18 protein-coding genes, 1 tRNA gene and 1 pseudogene are annotated in these 21,445 nt (G+C 40.9%); 4 read left to right on the top strand and 16 right to left on the bottom strand.

The features are described 5' to 3' along the window. Positions 1 to 212 precede the first annotated feature (212 nt). The 6 genes from DXA54_RS23750 to DXA54_RS23730 all read right to left on the bottom strand — a co-directional run bounded on the left by DXA54_RS23750 (position 213) and on the right by DXA54_RS23730 (position 6,633). Positions 213 to 2,459, bottom strand: coding sequence for a hypothetical protein (locus tag DXA54_RS23750; RefSeq protein WP_022199088.1), 2,247 nt, complete (start codon positions 2,457 to 2,459; stop codon positions 213 to 215). A 212-nt stretch (positions 2,460 to 2,671) separates the two neighbouring features. Further along, positions 2,672 to 2,791, bottom strand: a tRNA-OTHER gene (locus tag DXA54_RS28300). A 198-nt stretch (positions 2,792 to 2,989) separates the two neighbouring features. Then, positions 2,990 to 4,078 carry a ribosome small subunit-dependent GTPase A gene (rsgA, locus tag DXA54_RS23745; RefSeq protein WP_008648638.1) on the bottom strand — a complete coding sequence of 363 codons (1,089 nt, stop codon included), beginning with the start codon at positions 4,076 to 4,078 and terminating at the stop codon, positions 2,990 to 2,992. 217 nt (positions 4,079 to 4,295) lie between these two features. After that, the gene (locus DXA54_RS23740) at positions 4,296 to 4,997 is read right to left on the bottom strand and encodes an SIMPL domain-containing protein (RefSeq protein ID WP_004304099.1); all 702 of its coding nucleotides are present in this window, start codon (positions 4,995 to 4,997) and stop codon (positions 4,296 to 4,298) included. Between the two features lie 85 nt (positions 4,998 to 5,082). Beyond that, positions 5,083 to 5,685, bottom strand: a complete 603-nt coding sequence (locus DXA54_RS23735) for a DUF1062 domain-containing protein (protein ID WP_004304101.1) — start codon at positions 5,683 to 5,685, stop codon at positions 5,083 to 5,085. Between the two features lie 108 nt (positions 5,686 to 5,793). Beyond that, entirely contained in the window at positions 5,794 to 6,633 is an 840-nt protein-coding gene (locus tag DXA54_RS23730; protein WP_008648640.1) for an RteC domain-containing protein, read from the bottom strand. 393 nt (positions 6,634 to 7,026) lie between these two features. Here DXA54_RS23730 and DXA54_RS23720 point away from each other — a divergent pair, with 393 nt between their 5' ends. Then, positions 7,027 to 7,302 (top strand): putative quinol monooxygenase, encoded by a 276-nt coding sequence (locus tag DXA54_RS23720; RefSeq protein WP_004297114.1) that lies wholly within the window; start codon positions 7,027 to 7,029, stop codon positions 7,300 to 7,302. 67 nt (positions 7,303 to 7,369) lie between these two features. On the opposite strand, the gene DXA54_RS23715 is transcribed toward DXA54_RS23720, so the two are convergent. From DXA54_RS23715 to DXA54_RS23705, 3 genes and pseudogenes are all read right to left on the bottom strand, one after another. After that, complete coding sequence (locus DXA54_RS23715; RefSeq protein ID WP_120080844.1) at positions 7,370 to 7,786, bottom strand: pyridoxamine 5'-phosphate oxidase family protein; 417 nt, start codon at positions 7,784 to 7,786, stop codon at positions 7,370 to 7,372. A gap of 81 nt (positions 7,787 to 7,867) precedes the next feature. Continuing rightward, entirely contained in the window at positions 7,868 to 8,692 is an 825-nt protein-coding gene (locus DXA54_RS23710; RefSeq protein WP_008648642.1) for a helix-turn-helix domain-containing protein, read from the bottom strand. 37 nt (positions 8,693 to 8,729) lie between these two features. Continuing rightward, positions 8,730 to 8,903: pseudogene (locus tag DXA54_RS23705) on the bottom strand (ammonia-forming cytochrome c nitrite reductase subunit c552); the annotation flags it as partial. A gap of 305 nt (positions 8,904 to 9,208) precedes the next feature. Here DXA54_RS23705 and DXA54_RS23700 point away from each other — a divergent pair. Next, positions 9,209 to 9,805, top strand: a complete 597-nt coding sequence (locus DXA54_RS23700; protein WP_004304106.1) for a 3'-5' exonuclease — start codon at positions 9,209 to 9,211, stop codon at positions 9,803 to 9,805. 74 nt (positions 9,806 to 9,879) lie between these two features. Here DXA54_RS23700 and uxuA read toward each other — a convergent pair whose 3' ends face one another. From uxuA to DXA54_RS23675, 5 genes are all read right to left on the bottom strand, one after another. Then, the gene (gene uxuA, locus DXA54_RS23695; RefSeq protein WP_004304108.1) at positions 9,880 to 11,049 is read right to left on the bottom strand and encodes a mannonate dehydratase; all 1,170 of its coding nucleotides are present in this window, start codon (positions 11,047 to 11,049) and stop codon (positions 9,880 to 9,882) included. 63 nt (positions 11,050 to 11,112) lie between these two features. After that, complete coding sequence (locus DXA54_RS23690) at positions 11,113 to 11,925, bottom strand: SDR family oxidoreductase (RefSeq protein WP_004304110.1); 813 nt, start codon at positions 11,923 to 11,925, stop codon at positions 11,113 to 11,115. Positions 11,926 to 11,946: 21 nt separating this feature from the next. Next, entirely contained in the window at positions 11,947 to 13,020 is a 1,074-nt protein-coding gene (locus DXA54_RS23685) for a substrate-binding domain-containing protein (RefSeq protein ID WP_004304112.1), read from the bottom strand. Between the two features lie 390 nt (positions 13,021 to 13,410). After that, positions 13,411 to 13,698: a YtxH domain-containing protein gene (locus DXA54_RS23680; RefSeq protein WP_004297124.1), complete on the bottom strand. Its 288-nt coding sequence runs from the start codon at positions 13,696 to 13,698 to the stop codon at positions 13,411 to 13,413. A 44-nt stretch (positions 13,699 to 13,742) separates the two neighbouring features. After that, positions 13,743 to 13,988: a GlsB/YeaQ/YmgE family stress response membrane protein gene (locus tag DXA54_RS23675; RefSeq protein WP_004304114.1), complete on the bottom strand. Its 246-nt coding sequence runs from the start codon at positions 13,986 to 13,988 to the stop codon at positions 13,743 to 13,745. Between the two features lie 207 nt (positions 13,989 to 14,195). Between DXA54_RS23675 and DXA54_RS23670 the strand changes: the two genes are divergently transcribed. Further along, a complete protein-coding gene (locus DXA54_RS23670; RefSeq protein ID WP_008999992.1) occupies positions 14,196 to 15,398 on the top strand; it encodes an MFS transporter in 1,203 nt (400 codons plus the stop codon). A 102-nt stretch (positions 15,399 to 15,500) separates the two neighbouring features. Here DXA54_RS23670 and DXA54_RS23665 read toward each other — a convergent pair whose 3' ends face one another. Continuing rightward, positions 15,501 to 16,982, bottom strand: coding sequence for a RagB/SusD family nutrient uptake outer membrane protein (locus DXA54_RS23665; protein ID WP_008648654.1), 1,482 nt, complete (start codon positions 16,980 to 16,982; stop codon positions 15,501 to 15,503). 14 nt (positions 16,983 to 16,996) lie between these two features. Next, complete coding sequence (locus tag DXA54_RS23660; protein ID WP_008648658.1) at positions 16,997 to 20,125, bottom strand: SusC/RagA family TonB-linked outer membrane protein; 3,129 nt, start codon at positions 20,123 to 20,125, stop codon at positions 16,997 to 16,999. Positions 20,126 to 20,282: 157 nt separating this feature from the next. Here DXA54_RS23660 and DXA54_RS23655 point away from each other — a divergent pair, with 157 nt between their 5' ends. Continuing rightward, a complete protein-coding gene (locus tag DXA54_RS23655) occupies positions 20,283 to 21,392 on the top strand; it encodes a DUF4421 domain-containing protein (protein WP_004326647.1) in 1,110 nt (369 codons plus the stop codon). Positions 21,393 to 21,445: the final 53 nt, after the last annotated feature.

Below are 21,445 nucleotides of genomic sequence, written 5' to 3'. Positions count from 1 at the left end.
ATAACAAAGGAGAATATAGTAAAAAATATAATGCGTCTGCCCTGTCTGACTATAGTTTCTCTTTCGTCTGACTATAGTTAGACGAAAATTAAACTACAGTCAGACGAAAAGTACACTATAGTCAGACGATTAATCTATCGCATACAAAGGTATAACTTTATGCGATACGACCTTTAAATCTTAGGAGGAAAAAGACAATTCCTCCCAAGAATTTAATCACCCAACAGTAATTTAGTCACAGCGGCAGTATTCAATGCCCATTCACGAGTATATATCTCGTCCGCTTCCGGAATATCAACTAACTTCAATCCCTGTGCCTGTGCTTTGACAGCTAACAGTTCACCAACAGTTGTTTTCGCTTCCAGCTTATCCAGATACTTTTCAATGGTCTGTGTATCCAAAGAAAGAATCGTCTGTCCACCAAAAGGTATTTCCAGCCAAACGATTTCCCGTTCTTTCACTTTCAGAACTCCGAAAACAAGCCCTTTCTGCAAACTTTGGGAAATACGTACCTGATGTTGTACGCAAGAAGGATCGTAAGCTACTCCTGTTCTTTCCGATATCTTCATTGGATAGGCAGAGTTCATCCAACCTACCACCAGATTAGGAGAGATAGTCCCGTTGCTATATGCATTGCAAGTGAAAGCGACATATTCCGCACCTACACGGTTCAGTTCATTCAAATCCAGCTCGATATATTCAGCAGTACCTTTCTTATTAGGAATACTTCGGATATCCCCGCTATGTTTAGCGCCAATAGCTTGCAAGTTGAAGAAGGAACAAACTTCTGTTGTGGAAGGCAAAGTGATATGACAACTCAAGTCCATGTCAAGATGCTGTGCCGGAAGCCCTTTTCCCCACTGCATAAACAATCGCACTTTATCCCCCTCTACCGGGAAACGCGTTCCCTGCAAAGCACAGGAAGTATCCTGAATTGTTTCGCTACGATCGCCGATAGCCAACGGAATATGGAACAACATAGGGTCAATATACATACTTTTGTTTTCACTTTCGACAGTTGCACTGGCGAAACGGGCAGCTACGACTTCCTTACACAAATCCTGTACATCCTTCACCATCGCTTTTAGCTGATCCTCCATATACAGACCCACCAAATAATGTGGTTCTATCAAAAGAGCATTCCCCCCTAAAGGTTTCACCATTCTCTTATGTCCCGGTTCAAAGTAGCTCTCCGCATACATACCCAAAGTAACTACCAAACGTGCCGGCAACAAATGAACCACTTCTTTAAATGCAGCCAACGTCTCTTCCGCTCCGAACCAAAGCATATTCGCAAATAAAGAACGTGCAAACATACCCGGTCGCTGCTTTAACAAAGCAAATGTCTGTTCCGCATCCGCCTTCAAACGGTTGCGCTCCACTTCTCCCTGCCAAACGGTATATGCCTCGCGGTAGAATATATCCATCAATTCCTTCAAATTTCCGAATTCCGGCTTACGGGCATATTCCGCCAGACGCAACGCACGTATCATACGTACCCACATCTCTCTTTTCGGATGCATGATTTCGCAAGCCTTCTCCGGAGCCATTGTCAGGTTGTTCAACCAAAGAGCTACCATTTTACATTCACGACGCGTATATTTCAACTTCAACTCCTCACGCTTCGCTTGAGCTGCCGAACGACTTTTATCCAAAACTCCACATATATGTGTGTTGTTTCTACCTGTTTTACGGATAATAGTCTTAGGCTCTATGATTTGCAGGAATCCGGTTTTCTTATACCACAGATAACGCAATATATCATTCGGAGTAGAGAAATAGATTTGCGCTTCCTGCGCTCTATCCTGTTCCACCAATGTATCTATCACCAACATCAATGTCTCCTTCATTTTGATTTCGACTGCCGGTAACGGAAGTTCGCCAAGCATTATTTTCAAGCTATCCGCTTGTGTGGCATCAAGAGCTGTACGCGATTCAAGCAAGTCACAGAAAAAAGCATTCAGCTCCTTGTCCTGCCAAAGTTCCAGCACTTTCAATTTACTTCCCTGTCCGAAGTATTCCGTAGTAGCCGTTTGGAACGGAGTTCCGCAGAACGGGCAACCGTTGTATCGTTCCATAGGAAATGTATTATCAGGGATCACGTGTCCGCAAGGTAGTTTAAGGCCTTTCTGGCTATTAAACAGGTTAGCGATCCATGTAACCAGATGATCCAAGCGCGTTTCTCCGGTAGGTACATCCCACCCTTTCACCAATGGAGACCAGTTTAGCGTCACGCCCAATGCTTCTTTCATCACCTGAAGAATCATCATCTGTTGAGCCGGATATAACTGATTAATGGCATGCAGCAGTTCTTCGGACAAGCTATATCCTACTTTACGGAGTTGGGCTACCAATGCAATGGTAGTCGAAGTCAACTCTTCCTGCTTTTTCTCTTCTTCTATCAAAGGCAAATAGATTGCATTCTGCCTGATAGACACTTTCAACAAATCTTTATTCATAACTTTGTTTTTTTAAGTAAGGTAATCGGAAGACTGTGAATCAATGGAGCATTCCTGCGGTTTTGAAGTAAGTCTTCCTTGACCTTAGTTGATAAAAAGAGGTAGAACAGGCCGGATTCGAACCAGCGTTATCCACCGTTAAGAAGTAAGCCCCGGTTGACCTCATTTCAGATAATCCCGAAGCTGCTGTCCTACCTCTATATTTATTTTTGTGGAGCAGGCCGGAGTCGAACCGACGACCGTCACAGGATAGAAGTAAATCTTAATTGACCTTTTTCATCAGGATAATCTCAAGATTATGTATGATGCTCTACCCACTGAGCTACTGCCCCTTTACGAAACAGGAAAACAGATAATCGTATGAGTCAATATCTTAACAGGATGTATGGAAGTAACCCGTACTTGACCTGTTTTCTTGTTTCTTCGACAAAGATAGATGCAGTGGTGCGTAGCCTTTTTGCGCAACTAAAACTTTTTTGCTCTTTTAAAGAAAAAAATAAATTCCAATACCTGCATCGTTTAAATAGAAATCAGCGATTTGCCTTACGATTCTTTACTTCTTCTACAAGTTTTGTAAAGGACTTCTCCTTTTTACGTTTCTCATGTTCGGAAGCTGAAAAGTGCCACGCTTCCCGGCGAAGTTTCAGATAGCTTGCATAAACTTTATAATCTAACACACCGCTATTGACTGCTTCTAAAACAGCACAACCCGGTTCGTTGATATGCTTGCAATCTTTGAAACGGCACGATTCTGCATAGTCAGAGATTTCAAGTACTTCGGCCAGTGAGTCTGGATTGTCGATAACCAAGCCAAATTCACGCACACCCGGAGTATCGATTAAAACACCCGAATCATTCATCAATACCATTTCCCGACGGGTTGATGTATGCCGGCCTTTTCCTGTGGACAGGCTTATATCGGAGGTAAGCAACACAGATTTTTCACAGAGTGCATTTACCAGAGAACTTTTCCCGATACCCGAAGAACCGACAAACACAACAGTTTCTCCCTCTGATATGGATTCCCGCAACCGGAGAATCGTTTGGGGTTGATGAATGCTCGTAAAAAATACGGGTATCTGATTGGAGATATGATTTATTTGTTCTTCAACACTCTGCCTGTCAAAATCTAAATCGGATTTATTAAGTACCAATACAGGCTTGATGTTTTCTTCTAATACCTGAACCATAAAACGTTCTACTCTGCGGACATTGAAATTATCGTCAAGGCTCTGCACAATAAATGCTTTATCGACGTAAGAAGCAATGGCCTGCTTATCGGCAACTGTACCGCTTTTCTTGCGATACAATGTCCGCTCACGAGGTAGCATATCGACAATAATCCCTTTATTCTCATCAAATGGTTGAAAAAGCACCCAATCACCCGTACAGGGTAATTCAGCATCAGATTTCCCATACATCATGTTTCCCGTGAGTTCACACTGAAACAATCCGTTTTCGGAAACGACCTCGTAGCAGGTACGATGTACTATGGATATACGTCCATGAGGAAGAGTGCTGTAGAGTGATTCTTGTTTTAGTTGGCTTAGTTTATCATTCCAGCCATACCAGTTTAAATTAAAGTCGAATTTGTGAATTGTTTGATTTTCGTTATTCATGATCTTAATGTATACAGCGTACACGTTACAAAGCACCACGATACTTTTAGCACCCTTGTACGCAAGTTAAAAATTGAAATTATAAAGACATAAAGAGTACTCCCGGAAGGAATCATCCGAGAGCAAACGAAAAGACAATCTGTATCAGAAACACAGATTGTTTACTAAACCAAATCCGATTTATTATTTCTTGTCATGCGACAAAGATAGACTATTTTTATTTAATGGCAAAACGAGCCGTCATTTCATACCGTAGCTTGATAACCCGGTACTGCTCGGTAGCTGCCGCACCCATGCTTACATTGCTCTGCGCTTCGAAAGGAAGATAACGGCTTATGTTATTATCGGCAGGTTCGATGATACGAATCACTTCACCCAACTGCTGCCCCATCGCTTCCACCAGATAAGATGCTTTCTCACGGGCAGCCTTCAGTGCTTCAATCTTACCTTGTTTCCGATACATTGGCAAATCCTTATGTTTGAGTTCTCCGATGCGCATGGACTCAATTCCCCACGTATTGACTGAACGAATAATAGAGTTAATCTGCTCAAAATCCGTAAGCCGGATATCCAATTGCTTACCTATCAGAAACTCCTTTCCTCTCTGACGCCAATAATCTCCTATTTCCTGTGTGCGGATAGCATCATCCGTTATTCCTATTTTGCGCAAACTTTTACGCAAATCTTTCTCTATCATTGCCAATGGCACTTTCGTATGAAAATCTTCTTCTTTTTTTGATTTACCGGTGTATTCTTCTTGCCAATACTCCTTAATCTGAACCAGAAAATGAATCTCATCCGGAACGACTTCTATTTCAGAAGAACCGGTCACTTCAACGTATCGTCCATCACTTTCCTGTGCATTCACAACGATACTCCAAGTAAACAAAACAAAAGCTAATAAACATACCTTTTTCATATCTTCCATCTTAATAGTACAACCTCTTTTACAGAATGCGAATTATCATTTCACAAAGCTATTAAAAAAAACTGTAAAACCGATTTTATCCCAAGAAATCAATCAGGCTTTTTCGATCCATCAAAATAGTATCGCCATTCTTTACCTTACACTTGGAAGATGTTTTGCCGGAAAGTAAAGAAATATACCCTTTTTCAAACAGCAGCTTCAAGCGGGTACTGGAAAGAGGCAGACATCTTTTTATCAATGAGGATAATTTAAGGCTCAAGTCGAAATCACACTTGACTTGGATACTTATGATCTCACTACTCATATTCAGGATGTCTTCTAAAGAGACGGTATTTATCACCTCATATTCAACACTGTCATAATCTAATTGAAGATTATTCCTACTTGCCACTCCGGCAGAAAAGGCATATTGCCAGGCAACTTCCCTGTCATTCATAGAAAAGCTGTGAAAGAGCTTTTTATCAATCAAGTCGGGTTTAGTTCGTGACAACAGAGTCATATTACAAGTGTTATCACATTTCACACATCTATAAATCAGCCAGACATCAATGTTTTTCTTCTGTGCATTCATCCTGAACTTATCACTGCAATAAAAGCGGTCACTATCACAGTGACTGCATTTCTTAATTAATAAGGGGCAATTCTTCACCCTTATCTCCCATGTAAATGTTGTTTCCATAACTATACAAAAGCGATTATCTTTCTTTGTGAATCAATTATATTTCTCCGCAAAGTTGGATAATAGCCATTTGTATAATTCACAAGATGTCACAAGACGCCCTGAAATTTATCTGTCAAGCTCATCCATCATCTTTATAATCTGTTCTTTCAACTTATCCAGAAATTGGGTTCTGCTTTTCTTTCTATTCCTGATTTCCAAGAATATACGATAAAAATCACCTATCTCGATATTAAACAGTGTTTCGCAACAAAAAGCAATGTCTTTCAAACTCGTATTTCCATTACTAAAGCATTTACCTGCATACAAGGCGTAGATAAACTCAACCAAAGCAACTTTACTGTCCGTCCATTGCAACAGTTTACTGTCTACAATGGAAGTGAATTTAAGATGAAGTTTCTCTGTCAGCTGCTCTATTTCCTCCGACACATATTCTATCAAGCGATTATTCGCCAGAATTTCTGCAACACTCGAATCATGCAAGGTGGTAAAAGAAATATCTCTATCCAGTAGATGACAATGTATATCAGAAAGAATATCATAATTCTCCCGAATAAAATAGCGGTTATCAAGCTCTGTTCGACCGGCACGGTAATATTCATAAAAGTCATTATTCAAAAATGATTTTTGCAGGTTCTCCAATTCAATCTTCAGATATCTGCATTGGGATGACAGAGATTTGTCGATACGATTCTTTTCAATCTGATACAAACGGACATAAAACATCAACAGACCGGAAATCTGCGGTTTCGAGACTTTAAAGAAAAGAATCTCTTCTTCAGCACTTCGAAACTGATATCCGACAACAGTTGTTTTCAGCGAAGTCAGCGAAACCTGTACGACACCAATGATCTGCCTGATTCTATCCAAAGGATCAACCGGCTGCAGCTCAATCCTTTTTATTTCTTCTTCTATGTTCAGCTTACTATTTCTTACGAAATTTTCCATTCATTCTCAACGCACCCACCACTCCCATCTGATTACCATGAACCGGACTAAAAGCCTGAATACCTTAATTGCATCAGTTTTGAAAAACGATGCAGTGAATAATAAAAATGATAAAATGAAAAACCTGTTCAAGTATAGAACTACTCAAACGAAAGAAATTAGCCTGTGGTTTATGAGGCTAATATTAAGCTATAACAAATTTAAGAATTGTGCCCAAAATCATTGCTTTTAGAATTCAGATGCAAATATAATTGTTTTTTTAGGATGACATGAAGTTTATATGAATTTTTGAAATAAACTCACCAGAAGTATAGAAAAATAGTATCTTTGCCTCCGACTTTTCACAGATACTGTGAGAAAGCAATTCTTTTAATTATATAAATAAAAAAGACTATGATCAGATTAAATGTTTTTGTTCGTGTAAACGAATCCAACCGCGAAGAAGCGATAAAAGCGGCAAAAGAACTGACTGCCTGTTCTTTAAAAGAAGAAGGATGCATTGCTTATGATACTTTCGAAAGCAGCACGCGTCCTGACGTTTTCATGATTTGCGAAACTTGGCAGAATGCCGAAGTATTGGCAGCACACGAAAAATCTCCCCATTTCGCTCAATATGTAGGTATCATTCAGAAATTGGCTGAAATGAAATTGGAAAAATTTGAATTCTAAATGAATTACGAGGCTGTTCTCGAACAGCCTCGTAAAATTCACTATTTCACTATCTTTCCGAGTAGAATTAGTCGAGTTTCTTATGGATAAATGTTCCTTCAATCCAATAAGTTGCATGATTCGATTCAAATTTCAACAAGACATAACCGGGATCAGTGGGGCCACCGGGAAAATGATTGATAAACCAGTCCTGCCAAAGTTCCTGCTTCATCTTTTCGTCAGTTACAACTTCCACTTTCCCCGTTAACGCCACGCTGTCTCCTTTATCCTGAAAGCATAATCCTGCTTTCGGATTCGATAAGAAATCAATTGTTTTTAGTGAATCTGCTCCGGTAGACATCCAGATAGTGGAAATTCCTTCTGTCAGGATTTTGCTCATCGGTACAGGGCGGGGATAACCTTCTTTATTCACAGAAGCAAGGGTAACTACTTCACATCTCTGCAACAATTCTGTTGCTTTCTCTTTCATTGTTTTTGTGGTCATAAGCTGATTGGTTTTTATTAATCTTGCAAAGGTAACGGCATATCTTCCCATTCTATTGTAAAAAAGCGACTTTTACCTAATCTATCTTTGTGGTTCGATATAAGTAAGTGTGGTTTCTTCCGGAACGGTTAGGGAAAGAAAAGACGCAGGAGTATTGCCGGACATCGACTTAATCTCTTTTGAAAAATGCGCTAAATCATAGTATCCTGCATCAACTGCCGTAGTCAACAGATTGGCTGATGTTGTGGTTCTCAACAATTCCACAGCATTCTTAAATTTAACAATACGGCTGTATTCTTTAGGAGTAAATCCGGTATAATGCTTGAACTTTCTCTCAAAATGACGCTGACACAAACAGACATCATCCATCAAGCTGCGAACAGAACGTTTTCCTTTGGAATGATTAATCATGTTCACTGCCATAGCGACATGAGAATCGGCAGGCTGATAATGACGCGCCAAATATGCCAGCAAATATTCTTCCACTACTCGTATTCGATCTGTGACATGCTTCTGCTCACCTAATTTTTCAATAAAAGTGTCATCAAAAACAGCCTTCATCTCATTAGTACTGACTCTGCTATTCACAAATTCGTGCAGAGGCAGGTTTGTAAAGCAAGACATACCACAAGGTAAAAAACGAACGCCAAACATGTGAATCGATTCTGTATAAGTGACGAGTTCCGAATATTTTGTCATAGGTCCTACAAAATAGGAACGATAGGGTTGCATAATCAGACTCCCTTCTTCAACAGCATTAGCCACCTCTCCCAGCGTAAATATAAAATCGGTACAACCATCCGGCAGAATATGGATGCGCATACCATAATCCGGATTGCCCTTAAACTCCCAATAGCTATCAATGTAGGGAACAAGTAAATGAGAAGGCTGATATTCTGTATACATGGATCTATTTTGTACGCAAATATAGCGAAAATAAATTCTAATCAACGATGCGTCCGTTTGCCTTTGCCTTTTGAAGCCATTCAGGGACAATCTCTTCGAGAAATTTATCTTTGCCTACCTTTTCGGCAGCCATATCCAAACCGATATATTGCTGCGCCTTTTCTTTCGTTGTGATATCCGGAAGCGGAACATCACCAGTATATCCACGTTCAATTTGAAGGGGTCACTTTCAGCTGGACAAAAGGGATCAATTTAGATTGGATTCAGGGGATCAATTTGATTTGGACAGGAGGGGGCAAATGGTCCCGGATTTTCCATTCTGTCCATGCCTTTGGTTTATGTCGAACAAAAATAGTGTAAATTCTTTAAAAGAAGAGTTTTTTATTGGAAATGTTTCCCCAAAGTCCATTTTAATTCAATTTTTAGTAAAAGGTTTCTATTTGCCAATCCTGTTACTATATTTTCTCCAACCTCATTTTTTATGCTATATTTGTATCCGAAAAAATAATAGAAACGATGATAAACTTTGCAGCTATCGACTTTGAAACAGCCAACGGCAAACGTACCAGCGTATGCAGTGTTGGGGTTGTCATCGTAAGGGAAGGAAAAATAACGAATAAAATCTATCGTCTGATCCGTCCCCGCCCCAATTATTATACGCAATGGACCACAGCTGTTCATGGCTTAACTTACGACGACACGATGGAAGCCGACGAATTTCCGGAAGTATGGGCGGAAATCAAACCATTGATAGACGGTCTGCCACTTGTAGCGCACAACAGTCCTTTTGATGAAGGTTGTCTCCGGGCGGTTCACGAATTATATGACATGACTTATCCTGATTATAAGTTTTATTGTACTTGCCGTACTTCGAGGAAAGTCTTTGGAAAAGATTTGCCCAATCATCAGTTGCATACGGTAGCAGAACGATGCGGATATCATTTAGAGAATCACCACCACGCACTGGCAGATGCAGAGGCTTGCGCACAAATAGCTTTACTTATTATTCCCGAACCGAAAAAAGCAAGAAAAACAAAGAAAGCTGATAAAGATATACATGTTGGAGATTTATTCGCTTCACTTATTCCTCAACCAGTGAAAAAGAGCAAATGAAAAACACTACAACTATTATTTCAATCAATAATAGCCGTAGTGTTTGATAATAAAGTGCTAACTATGTACTTCGATTAGAGGATAGATTTTGCAATACCCATTTCCAAGCCGCGAAGTTCAGCCAATCCGCGAAGACGGCCCAGGCAAGAATATCCCGGATTCGTTTTCTTTTTCAAGTCATCAATCATTTGATGTCCGTGGTCGGGACGCATAGCGATAGAGCATTTACGACGCTGTTGTAGAAGAATAAGGCTCTTCATTACGTTGTACATGTCTACATTTCCTTCCAAGTGATTAGCTTCGTAGAAGTTTCCTTCCTCGTCACGTTGTGTACTGCGCAAGTGTACGAAGTTCACACGGTCGCCAAAACGCTCCATCATACCTGCAAGATCATTGTCGGCACGCACACCAAAAGAGCCTGTACACAAGCAGAGGCCATTAGATTCGTTAGGTACGGCTTCAATCAATTTCTTGAAATCCTCTTCCGTACTCAAAATACGAGGCAAACCTAAGATGGTATAAGGAGGATCATCCGGATGAATCACCAGTTTCACTCCTACTTCATCGGCAACAGGAGCAATTTCTTTTAAGAAAAAAATCAGGTTGGAACGAAGCTTCTCTGCATCAATATCGTCATAACGATCTAATGCTTGCTGAAATTGTTCTACCGTGAAACTTTCTTCCGAACCCGGAAGTCCGGCAATCATATTACGAACCAACAATTTCTTGTCGTCTTCGCTCATCTGCTCAAAACGAGCTTTCGCTTTAGCTATTTCTTCCGGAGTATAGTCTTTTTCAGCATTCGGACGTTTCAAGATGAAAAGATCGAAAGCTACAAAAGCTGCTTTTTCAAAGCGGAGTGCTTTAGAGCCGTCCGGCATTGTATAGGCAAGATCTGTGCGGGTCCAGTCCAATACAGGCATGAAGTTATAAGTAACTACCATCACGCCACACTTCGCCAGATTACGGATACTTTCCTTATAGTTTTCGATGTATTTCATAAAGTCGCCCGTCTGTGTTTTGATATGCTCGTGTACAGGTACACTTTCTACCACAGACCATGTCAGACCCACTTCTTCAATCATTTGCTTACGCTTCATGATCTCTTCTACTGTCCACACTTCACCATTTGGAATGTGATGAAGAGCATTTACTATACCAGTAGCGCCTGCCTGCTTAATATCCCACAAGCTAACCGGGTCATTAGGACCATACCAGCGCCAAGTTTGTTCACATAAATACATATTATTCTTTCCTGATTACAAGTTACTAATTATGATTAAAAACAGAATGATATCATCCCAATATTAGATAGAGAATGCATCAAATCCACCGTCGATAACAGCTACTGTACCTGTTACGAAGTTAGAAGCATCGCTAATCAAATAATGGATTGTTCCATAAAGGTCTTCCGGTTCACCGAAACGGTTGAATGGAGTATGAGCAAGAATGGTCTTTGAACGGTCAGTCAGAGAACCATCCGGATTAGTCAATAACGCACGGTTCTGATCGGTCAGGAAAAATCCCGGAGCGATGGCATTTACACGCAGACCGTTACCGAATTTCAAAGCCAGTTCACCAGCCATATATTTAGTAAAGTTAGCAATAGCTGCTTTAGCTGCACCATAACCCACGACACGAGTCAATGGACGAAGAGCTGATTCAGAGCAAAAGTTTACAATAGAACCTTTCTTCTGTTCCACCATAATTTCAGCAAATACCATCGTAGGCAATACTGTACCGAAAAGGTTCAAATCCACTACTTTCTTGAATGCGTCAATCTGTAAATCGAAAAAAGTTTTATCCGGAGCAATAGTTGCACCTGCCATGTTACCTCCGGCAGCGTTCAACAATACATCAATACGGCCATAAGCCTTCATGATTTCCACTTTGTTGCCTTCCAACACTTCTTTATCCATCACATCCGTGTAAAGGAACATGGCTTCATTTCCTTCGGCTTTGATACTGTCTACCAATGCTTTTCCTGCTTCTTCACTTCTGTCGAGCACAACTACTTTTGCACCTTCCTTTGCGAGATACGCAGCAATACCTTTACCTAAAATACCAGCTCCACCGGTGATAACAACTACTTTGCCTTTTACGTTAAATAATTCATTCATGGTTCTTACAAATTTATATGTTTATAATTTATTGTTCAGATAATATTTCAGATTCTCTTTGAGAAGAATATCGATAGGCATCAAATTAACCTTCTCACTACCCTGTTTGAACAACAGATGATTACACAATGATTTAATACCATCATATCCCTGACGCTCCGGACGCTGCGCAATCAATGCGGTTATGACACCTTCGGAAAGCAACTGTGTATTTCTCCCGATAAGGTCATAACCAACCAGTTTAACAGACTGCATTCCTCTCGCTTTCAGGTAATTCCCTAAAATATAACAAGTTGAATTGAAGATAACAGCCCCATTTATATTTGGATTAGCTTCAAATATTTCATCCAGTTTCATGAAGTTATACACTGAATCATTTATTTTCAGCTCCACTTCATGCAGATTTCCATTGAATCCTGTTTGCGTGAGATAATGGCAGAAACCTTCCCGCCTGTTCTTTCCCTGATTAGAGTCATTCTTCCCACTATGAATAATTCGCGCCATCAATATATCGGAAGACGAAGAAAGCCGGTCCATCAACAATCTGGCAGCAATCACTCCGGCATCATAAGACTCCGTTCCGAAATAAGCCAGTTGATGTTGCCCTCCAATGTTGGAGTCAACATACACATAAGGTATTTCATTCCTGTCAAGTTCCTGCGAAAGCCGGATAACAGAATCCGTAAACAAAGTCGCAATCAATACACCATCTACTTTCTCATTCAGCAGATTACGGATGATATCATCAAAAGTCTTGTTATTATATTGATCGAAAAAGAGTTTGGTAATGGTGATGTTATACGATTCCATTTCCGACGCTGCTTTATCTATACCTTCCGAAATAGCTTCCCAATACTCTCCCTGAACAAAAGAAGGAGTAATCGCTAGAAGATGATATTGCTTTTTGGAGGCCGCCAATGAACGTGCCATCAGATTGGGCTGGTAATGTACCATCTCCAGAATCGCCTGTACCTTTTTCCTATTTTCTTCAGATACCCTACCACGATTATGGATTACACGATCTACCGTGCCAACAGAGACACCTGCCATCTTAGCAATGTCTACAATCCGAATATTTGAAAACTCTTTATCCATTTATTGATAAGTATCTTGTTTTTCATCGACAAAAGTAAAATGAATTATTGAATTAAGCAATAGTGTGTGCGCACACACATAACATACAATAAAGAACATATTATTAATAATCAACTAGTTAACCAGAACAACCAGGAAGTATACATGTTGTTAAACATAAGAAAAAGTAAAGATAGTATAGAGAAAAAAGCATTTATCAGATGAGAAATCAGAGGGAAAATAGCTTTTGATTCTTGAAGGAAGTGAAAATAATGGAGAAGACACACCAATATGTGTTCGTGCACACATCATTCAAATAGTGACTGATAAGGCTAGAAATAAAAGATTAAACGTATATAAAATAAAACAGGTAACCGATTCTATTTAAATCGATTACCCGTTTTGGAGTTCTTATTTCCCCCACTTATCTTTTGCTTTTCCAGCCACTTTATCGGCTTCATCTGCTACTTTATCAGCAATTTCCGCACCGGCTTCTACTGCTTTAAGTCCAAGATCCACTGCTTTTCTTTCAGCATGAGCAGCAGCTATTTCAGCATCACGACCTATGCGATGGATAGCATTATAAATTTCACTTTCTAATTGTTTTGCTTTTGCTGTACGTGAAAGACGATAAGCTACTGCGCCAAGGATTGACCCAATTCCGAGTCCAATCCAGAAATTTCCATGTCTACATTCCATAATCAAGTTCTGTTTTTAGGATTAAAAATAAATTATATAAATATCTATTTAGATTTCGAGAATAAAGAAGCAATCCACAATACAAGGATAGCTCCTACGGTGGAAGTTATCAAACTTCCGATCAGTCCTGAAGCTGCCAGTCCGAAAAGGGCAAACACCCAACCGCCCAGTACACCTCCAAGAATACCAAGTAATAAATTTATAACAAGACCAAAACCTCCGCCGCGCATTATTTTACCTGCGAGGAATCCAGCCACAATACCAATAATGATATACCATATAAAGCCCATATAATCCTCCTTTTTTATTTAACAACAGTAGGTATGAAGAATAGTTCAGTCACTCAAAACTGAATTAACGACAATTTACAATCCTTAGTCTTAGAGCTTTATTCCTATCATATTGAATTAATCACAGCAAATATATATTGAGAAACGGGAAGTTTACGTACCTTTGCAGCCGATTTTTCAGGAACACTTCAATAGTGAATAGGTATTATGGTACAGAATCAGGAACAACCCGTAGGAAAAATTACATTTTCCATTTTGATTGCATTGAGTCTTTCGCATTGCCTCAACGATCTTTTACAGTCGGTGCTATCAGCATCTTATCCTTTATTTAAAGATGATTTAGGACTTAGTTTCGCGCAAATCGGACTTATCACACTAGTTTATCAACTTTCCGCTTCAGTTTTTCAACCGATTACCGGAATTTTCTTTGATAAGCATCCCGTCGCATGGTCATTGCCTATCGGAATGAGCTTTACACTGATTGGTTTGATAAACTTAGCATTCTCTGATAATCTATACTGGATATTAGCCTCCGTATTCTTAATCGGAATTGGCTCTTCCGTACTGCATCCGGAAGCCTCCCGTATCACGTTCCTTGCCTCCGGCGGAAAACGTGGACTGGCACAATCACTCTTTCAGGTAGGTGGTAACTTCGGAGGTTCATTAGGCCCTTTGCTGGTTGCTCTGTTGGTGGCTCCTTATGGCAGGCAACATCTCATCGTATTTGCATTTGTGGCTTTAGCTGCTATCGGAGTGATGTACCCAATTTGCAAATGGTATAAATCATATCTAAACCGGATGAAAGCACAGACTGTCAGTGTCAGAAAACCAGTTCATCTTCCTTTGCCTATGGATAAGACAGCCCTTTCAATCGCGATATTGCTGATTCTGATTTTCTCCAAATATATTTATATGGCAAGTCTCACCAGTTATTATACTTTCTACCTGATTCATAAATTCAATGTAAGTGTACAAGATTCGCAGCTATATTTATTTATTTTCCTGGTAGCTACTGCTATCGGAACATTAATTGGCGGACCTGTCGGTGACCGTATCGGTCGGAAGTATGTGATTTGGGCTTCTATTTTAGGAGCTGCTCCATTTAGCTTACTAATGCCACATGCCAATCTGCTGTGGACTATTATCCTTAGCTTCTGTGTGGGATTAATGCTTTCTTCCGCTTTTCCTGCCATATTGCTTTATGCACAGGAGTTGCTTCCTACCAAACTTGGATTGATATCCGGTTTGTTCTTTGGATTTGCTTTCGGAGTGGCCGGTGTAGCATCTGCCGTACTTGGCAATTTAGCGGATAAAACGAGCATTGAATATGTATATAACATCTGTGCTTATATGCCGCTGCTGGGATTAGTCACGTTCTTTTTGCCTAATTTAAAGAAGCAGAAAATATAAATAAAGCTCTTTATAAAAAAGAAAGAAAACGACCGGTATGCATCGTCACGACGTATACCGGTCTACAAGTTAAGGTCAAAGTCAAAAAATTAAGAGAGCTATTTATATGTTAGGGTTAGCGTTTATTTCTTTCTGGGGGATAGCATACAAATAATAGGTGCTATTTGCTGTAAACGGTTTACCGTTCGGGAAGTTAAGGAACCAATGTCCCAGAGGATTTCGTTTTTCAAAGCTACCACCCTCCTGCCAGCAATCGACTTCTGTCTTCTGCATTTCATCAGATAAAGCAGTACGTACTACGGAACCCTGTGTACGAAGTATATCTGTAATACCGAATCCCTCTCCCCAAAGTTCACGGCGGCGTTCCATCAGAATCTCATTGAGAACATCTTCCTGTGATTTCCCTGTCACGTCATAATCTCCCACTCCACGGGCATTGCGCAACGTATTCAATGGAATAACAGCCTGATTCAAAGCCACTCCATCACGAACTTTCGCCTCCGCTTCTATCAAATACATTTCAGAAGCACGCATCAAGACCAGATCAGCTGTATCATCTGCACGCATGTGGAATTTCTTATATCCCAGATACCCTTCACGCATCCACTGAAACAAAGGCAAACGAATGTCACCCTCGATAAAGGTATCTTTTAGATGAGGATCGGCCATAAAGCTACTATAAGCTCCGACGTATGTTGCATCCAGATAATAGAAGTTGTAGCTGGCATCCGATTGGGAAGGTATTTGAGGAAATCCCCATATCCATTCTTTATTGGAAATATTATTGAAGCCTTCGTATTCGGCTGTCGTTGTCATCAACGCATATCCTGTACGTGCGGCTTCAGCTGCTTTCGCTGCCTCTTCCCACTGCCCTGTCAACAGATAAGCACGAGCCAAGAGGCCATCCACCACGGCAACATCCGGTTTAAATTTCTGGTTATCACCACTCCTGACATAGTTCTTCAAATAATCCTGTGCCAGGTTCAGATCATCAAAAATACGCTGATAAACCTGTGCCACCGTTGATTTTCCTTTCGGAACTGTCGAACTATTACTCGGTTCGGTATATATAGGAACACATGGAGCATCTTTATCTTTCAGATAAGTGAATTGATAATGCTGCACCAAGTGTAAATAACAGAAAGCACGCAACGCCAATGCCTGTCCCTGCGCCTGCCGGAGCTCCTCCGAATCTCCCTGAATGGAAATGGCAGTATTACAGTTATCGATCGTTTTATATATCAGATACCAAGCAAATTCTGTTCTATTGTTTGAAGGTAACGCTATATCGTTAAACTGATACGAAGAGTTGAAACCGTATTTCGGACGGGAAACAATATCACTTGCCATCATGTCATCCAGACACTGAAGCGCCCGATAACCGATATTGGCATAAGTACTTGAATAATCAAACAGATTATACCAGGCACCATTCACAAGTGCCGCTGCATTTTCGGGCACAGGTACTTTTTCTGAACTTACCGCATCCGTTGGGTCCGTATCCAAAAAACTGCTACTACAACTCGTTGCCAGGAAAAGTCCGGCAACTGCGGCAAGAATGGATTTAATTTTTATTTTTCTCATAATTTAGTCTGAATTTAGAAAGAAACGTTGATACCTCCGGAGATCGTTCGCATAGCCGGATAACGATAATAAGTGATACCGGTAATTCCCTGTTCAGGGTCTAGTCCCTGATTCCGGTGAATGGTAAACAGATTATCTCCTTGTACATATACCTGTACACTGCTCAATGATAACTTACTAATCCACTGTTTGGGTAAGTTATAGGAAAGAGTCAGGTTTTTCAATCGCATATACGAATTATTCTGCAAAAAACGGGTAGAAGCCGAGTTCCAGTTATTAGTGGTAGTACTCAAAGCGGGAACATCTGTATTACGATTGTCGGGAGTCCATCTTTTTAGAATCTCCGTCGACCAGTCACGTCCTTCCAGACTTCCGTTGTGCAGGATCATTGTTATATCACGATTATAGATATATCCACCGATACTATAAGCAAAGATGGCAGAAAGATCAAATCCTTTCCAGGAAAGAGAGGTATTGAATCCACCGTATACCTTCGGGAGAGATGATTTATTGACGTAATAATAGTCAGCCGAACCGTAATCGTTTGTTGTGACACGTTTTCCGGTCGGATTGTGATTTTCATCTTCTTCATCCATATACCACAACGGATCTCCGTTCTCCGGATCTACTCCCGCCCACTCTATCATATAGAAATCATAAACAGAACGGCCTACCTGCAATTTGTTCACTCCACTTTGCGGCATATCTTTCAAAGGAAGATCCGTCACCTTATTTTTATAATGTGTCAAATTCATACCCAGTTTCCATACCCAACCATTCTGATTAATAATCGTTCCGTTCAACACCATTTCTATACCTGTATTCTTCAAGGCTCCTACATTCTCGTCAATAGAGCCATATCCCAGGGAAGGAGCTATCGGACGTGAGTAAAGCAAATCTTTCGAACGACGTGTAAAGAAGTCAAACGAACCGGAAAAACGGTTGTTGAACAGGGAGAAGTCGATACCCACGTTAAAGTTGAGGTTCGTTTCCCATTTCAGGTTCGGGGTCGCCATACGATCGGACACTAACGCATTTTCTCCCAGATTGGAGACAATGGTATAAAGTCCTTTACTCGCATAATACGTACCCAAATTATCGTTTCCCTGTGCACCATAGCTCATTTTCAGGGTTAAGGCAGATAACCAGTCGGAAGTGCTTGCCATAAACTCTTCCCGGTCGATACGCCAGGAAGTACCCAGCGACCAGAAATTTCCCCAGCGGGTTTCGGGTGCAAAACGTGAAGAACCGTCGCGACGATAAGATGCCGAGAAGAAATATTTATTCTGATAATCATATAACGCTTGCGTCAGATAACCCACCAATGCATAGTCGATGCGATATCCCGAACCTCCGGTCAGTTGTGAACCAACTACCAATTCCGGCATATCAGGCTGCGCCATTTTGGAACGTGATGCCGTCAGTTCATCGTAGCGGTAAGAATAAGCCTCCACACCGGCAAGAACATTAAAATGATGTTCACCGATTGTCTTGTCATACGTAGCGATATTGTTCCACGTCCAGGAGAAAGTGCGGGTATTCATCCGGCTGACGCCGCCTCCGTTTTCTTTAGCCGGACCTAACTTCGGATTCGTATAATCCAATGTATTATAATTAATCAAGTCAAAGTTGAAACTTGTCTTGAATTTCAGTCCTTCAATAATCGTAGCTTCTAGAAAAGTACGACCGGAGACTTCATCTTTCATTCGTTCCGATTTATCCAAAGGCAAAGTAGCCGGAAGGTTCCAGTTTGCCATCGAACCGGAAGGACGATAGGAACCGAAGTCATAAATACGGTCTCCACTCTCATCCAATTTGTAGCTACCATCGGTATTCATTTCATAAATCGGATAAAATCCCGGCATGGTACGCCCTGCGGTAATCACGTTACTGGTTTTGGAGTCAGAAGAAACCGGATAATTCTGCATGGAATGTGCGAAACTCAAGTTGACGCCTCCCTTCAACCAGGAAGTCATCTCGCTGGTGATATTGGAACGAAGATTGAAACGCTGGTAACCGGATTCGAGTGCAATACCTTTATCATTCAGGTATCCGGCAGAAAAGAAATACTGATTCGCTTTTCCACCTCCGGAAACACTTAGATTCAACTCTGTGCGAAGCGCCTGTTGTTCCATGGCGTCACTCCAGTCTGAATTCCATAACGGACAGGCACCTGCCACCAGCTTTCCATCTGTACCGACCGGTTGCGCATATTGAGGACCATAGGGGTTCGGGCCACCTCCCATTAATTTCGTTACCAAGTCTTTGGATGCTTGCGTGGCGGCAGTTGCCGGAGTATAATCCGCACTCTTGGCATACTGATTGCGAAGTGCTTCCCAATATAATTCAAAATATTGGTCGGTACTGACACGATCATAATCACGCACGGCACGGTTGGAACCTCCTAAGGAAGCTTTCACCTTTACCGTTGCTTTGGTATTTTGATCTCCCTGCTTGGTGGTGATAATAATCACTCCATTCGCACCACGGGAACCGTACAAAGCAGCAGAGGCCGCATCTTTCAATACTGTCATCGAAGATATGTCATCCGGATTGATAGAGTTCACACTACCATCAAACGGTACACCGTCCACTACATAAAGCGGAGCGCTGGAAGCGTTGATAGACCCGATACCACGAATACGGATTTCCGCATCCGTACCCGGCTGCCCACTTGCCGCACTTGCCTGTACTCCGGATACCGTACCCTCTAATACACGTGATATGCTGGAAGTCTGTAACTTTTCAATCTCACCTGCCTTCATCGTCGAAGCTGCTCCGGTAAAACTATACTTTTTAGCGGTAGCATAAGCTACTACCATTACTTCTTCCAGTTCCTTACTTTCCGATTCCAACGTGACATTAATCACACTCCGGTTATTCACCGGTTGTTCTACTGTTCTCATTCCTACAAAACGGAACACTAAAGTACCGGTAGCAGGAACCTCAATCGAATACTTTCCATCAATATCGGTAATGGTGCCGGAAGATGCTCCTTTCAATTGTACGGAGACACCAGGCAAAGGTTCTCCTTCAGAAGTCACCGTGCCTGTCACGCGTTTCTCCTGCTGTGCTTCCGCATATACTATATTTCCTACAAAAAGCAGAAGAGACACGACTAATAAACGTAAATAGATTCTCATAATTTTGTGGCTTAAGATTTATTTGCTTGTTGTAACTAACAGTACATTGAACTTTTTTGTTTAGGAAACGAAACATTTTTTAGAAGATTGCTAGTATAAATCAACGAAAGATAGTACATTCGTGAAACTAAAAATATCTATACCAACAAAGAACCACATGGGGAAACGGGTTATTCTATATCTTTTTCTGTTATTTTCACTGTCCTTACAGGCGCAGACTGAAGAGAAAGTCTCTTTAGGCAACGATAGTACAGAAGTAGATTCCACAACAACCGCCAAGCCAAGTGCTTTTAAAAGAGCGATCAAGAAGTTTATGAACTTCAGTGATTTCGATACGCTCTATATCAGTCCCAACCGTTATAACTATGCGCTGATGGTTACTCATTTCAGCAACTTTGAGTATTATTCTATCACCAGTGAATTGCCGCAGCCACAGAAACTTAGTTTTTCTCCCAACCCACACAACAAGATAGGATTGTATTTCGGCTGGCGATGGATTTTCCTGGGATGGTCTGTAGATGTGAACGATATTTTCAAAAAAGGTACCCGAAAGAACAGAGGAACAGAATTCGATCTTAGCCTATACAGTTCCAAACTGGGTGTGGATATCTTCTATCGCCGCACTGGTAATGATTACAAAATACATAAAATCAGAGGATTTTCAGACGATATCCCCTCCAACTATTCCGAAGATTTCAGCGGAATAAAGGTAGATATCAAAGGACTGAATCTATATTATATCTTCAATAACCGTAAATTCTCCTATCCTGCCGCATTCAGTCAGTCCACCAATCAACGACGCAATGCAGGTACATTTATTGCAGGTTTTTCCATTTCAAAGCATCATCTCGACTTCGACTATACAGCACTTCCGGGATTTATCCAGGAGGCGATGAATCCTGCCATGAAAGTCAAGAATATTAAATACACCAATGCCAATATCAGTTTCGGCTACGCCTACAACTGGGTCTTTGCCCGCAACTGTCTGGCATGCCTGTCTCTCACCCCTGCCATTGCCTACAAAGCTTCCGATGTGGACGCAGAAACAAATGAAGCAAAAGCATGGTACGGTAAATTCAATCTGGATTTTCTGGTTCGGGCAGGGATTGTCTACAACACAGGCAAGTATTACGTAGGTACTTCTTTTGTTGGAAAAAACTACAATTATCATCGCAACAATTTCTCTGTCGACAATGGATTCGGTACTCTCCAAATATATGCCGGATTCAACTTCAACACCCGCAAAGAATACAGGAAAAAGAAATAATTCCACAGAAACTAGAAATCATCAACTTGCTTGCTTATCCAAAGAATCTTTGT

This window comes from Bacteroides sp. OF03-11BH (genome assembly GCF_003604005.1).
Classification (GTDB): domain Bacteria; phylum Bacteroidota; class Bacteroidia; order Bacteroidales; family Bacteroidaceae; genus Bacteroides; species Bacteroides ovatus.
Note: the sequence above shows the minus strand (reverse complement) of the source record. Positions and strands in the feature narration are given on the sequence as shown.